This window comes from Neorhizobium tunisiense (genome assembly GCF_039631515.1).
Classification (GTDB): domain Bacteria; phylum Pseudomonadota; class Alphaproteobacteria; order Rhizobiales; family Rhizobiaceae; genus Neorhizobium.
In genome coordinates, this window is the sequence record NZ_JBDIUU010000012.1 from 1 (window position 1) to 2,500 (window position 2,500).

Consider the following 2,500-nt stretch of genomic DNA (forward strand, 5'->3'; position numbering starts at 1 on the left):
TTGGTTGCGGGGGCAGGATTTGAACCTGCGGCCTTCAGGTTATGAGCCTGACGAGCTACCGGGCTGCTCCACCCCGCGTTAAGCGCAAACCTCTTTGAGGTTTGTCGCGGCTCCGCCGTCGCGACGCGATGGCGGACTGTGCCGGAGCAAATTGCCGAAGGCGATTTGTCTCCTGTGAGGGACGCAGGGGAAAGTTTCCAGTGCGGCTTGCCTCGTATTTCGGTATTGAACGGCAAAAGGGCCGCTTTTGGGCGGCCCTTGGTTTCGGCCAGGGGCCGTTTGTTTTCGTGAATGAGAAGATATGTTGCGTTTAGCAGACCTGGCAGCGACCTACTCTCCCGCGTCTTGAGACGGAGTACCATTGGCGCAGGGGCGTTTCACGGCCGTGTTCGGAATGGGAACGGGTGCGGCCGCCCCGCAATAACCACCAGGTCAGCGAAGCGCAACATTGTGAGAAGCTGGTGAAGTTTTCACTTCGTTTTTAGTCTTTGAACACGTCTTTAAACCTTTCCAGACCCGATGAGCGCTTTGGGCACCCATGCAGGCCAGAGGCCGTCGCGCCATGTGGCGCGGGCCGTCCGCAGGCAGCAAACCAAAGGTTTGCGTACGCCGTCAGGACAAAGGTCTTAGGCACATCGAACTTCGTTCGATGAGCATAATCAATGAGAACGATCAAGCCAATCGGGCTATTAGTACCGGTAAGCTTCATGCATTGCTGCACGTCCACACCCGGCCTATCAACGTGGTCGTCTTCCACGGCCCTGATAGGGAACACTCGTTTTCAGGTTGGTTTCCCGCTTAGATGCCTTCAGCGGTTATCCATTCCATATATAGCTACCCTGCTATGCCCTTGGCAGGACAACAGGTCCACCAGAGATATGTCCATCCCGGTCCTCTCGTACTAGGGACAGATCCTGTCAATATTCCTACACCCACGGCAGATAGGGACCGAACTGTCTCACGACGTTCTGAACCCAGCTCACGTACCGCTTTAATTGGCGAACAGCCAAACCCTTGGGACCTGCTCCAGCCCCAGGATGCGATGAGCCGACATCGAGGTGCCAAACAACCCCGTCGATATGGACTCTTGGGGGTCATCAGCCTGTTATCCCCGGCGTACCTTTTATCCGTTGAGCGATGGCCCTTCCACGCGGGACCACCGGATCACTATGACCGACTTTCGTCTCTGCTCGACTTGTCAGTCTCGCAGTCAGGCGGGCTTATGCCATTGCACTCGACGACCGATTTCCGACCGGTCTGAGCCCACCATCGCGCGCCTCCGTTACTCTTTCGGAGGCGACCGCCCCAGTCAAACTACCCACCATACACTGTCCCGGATCCGGATGACGGACCGCGGTTAGACATCCATGACGATAAGGGTGGTATTTCAAGGATGGCTCCACGAAGACTGGCGTCCCCGCTTCAAAGCCTACCACCTATCCTACACATGCCGACACGAATGCCAGTGTAAAGCTATAGTAAAGGTGCACGGGGTCTTTCCGTCTAACCGCAGGAACCCCGCATCTTCACGGGGAATTCAATTTCACTGAGTCTATGTTGGAGACAGCGGGGAAGTCGTTACGCCATTCGTGCAGGTCGGAACTTACCCGACAAGGAATTTCGCTACCTTAGGACCGTTATAGTTACGGCCGCCGTTTACTGGGGCTTCGATTCAAAGCTTGCACCTCTCCTCTTAACCTTCCAGCACCGGGCAGGCGTCAGACCCTATACGTCGTCTTTAGACTTCGCAGAGCCCTGTGTTTTTGATAAACAGTCGCTACCCCCTGGTCTGTGCCACCCCATTATGGTTGCCCAAAATGGGGTCACGCTTCTTCCGAAGTTACGCGTGCAATTTGCCGAGTTCCTTCAACATAGTTCTCTCAAGCGCCTTGGTATACTCTACCTGACCACCTGTGTCGGTTTCGGGTACGGTCTATAATGGTGGAGCTATTTCCTGGAACCGCCCCACTGCCCAACCAATCCAATAAGGTTGAACAATTTTTGCGATCCGTCACTACCACCAGGCCCACGAATATTAACGTGGTTCCCATCACCTACGCATTTCTGCCTCGGCTTAGGGGCCGGCTAACCCTGCTCAGATTAACTTTAAGCAGGAACCCTTGGTCTTTCGGCGAGAGGGTCTCTCACCCTCTTTATCGTTACTCATGTCAACATTCGCACTTCCGATACCTCCAGAGGCCCTCACGGGTCCTCCTTCACAGGCTTACGGAACGCTCCGCTACCACACGTGACAAGTCACGTATCCTCAGCTTCGGTGCATGGCTTTAGCCCCGTTACATTTTCGGCGCAAAGACCCTTAATTAGACCAGTGAGCTGTTACGCTTTCTTTAAATGATGGCTGCTTCTAAGCCAACATCCTGGTTGTTTTGGGATCCTCACATCCTTTCCCACTTAGCCATGACTTGGGGACCTTAGCTGGAGGTCAGGGTTGTTTCCCTTTTCACGACGGACGTTAGCACCCGCCGTGTGTCTGCCGATT

At 54.8% G+C, this 2,500-nt stretch carries 1 tRNA gene and 2 rRNA genes (1 of these 3 cut by a window edge); all 3 read right to left on the reverse strand.

Annotated features, from left to right (window positions below):
• Window position 1: 1 nt before the first annotated feature.
• Window positions 2–78 (reverse strand) — tRNA-Met (locus ABCW43_RS27020).
• A 239-nt stretch (window positions 79–317) separates the two neighbouring features.
• Window positions 318–432: ribosomal RNA gene (gene rrf / locus ABCW43_RS27025) — 5S ribosomal RNA — on the reverse strand.
• 236 nt (window positions 433–668) lie between these two features.
• Window positions 669–2,500: ribosomal RNA gene (locus ABCW43_RS27030) — 23S ribosomal RNA — on the reverse strand; it runs 970 nt beyond the window's last position.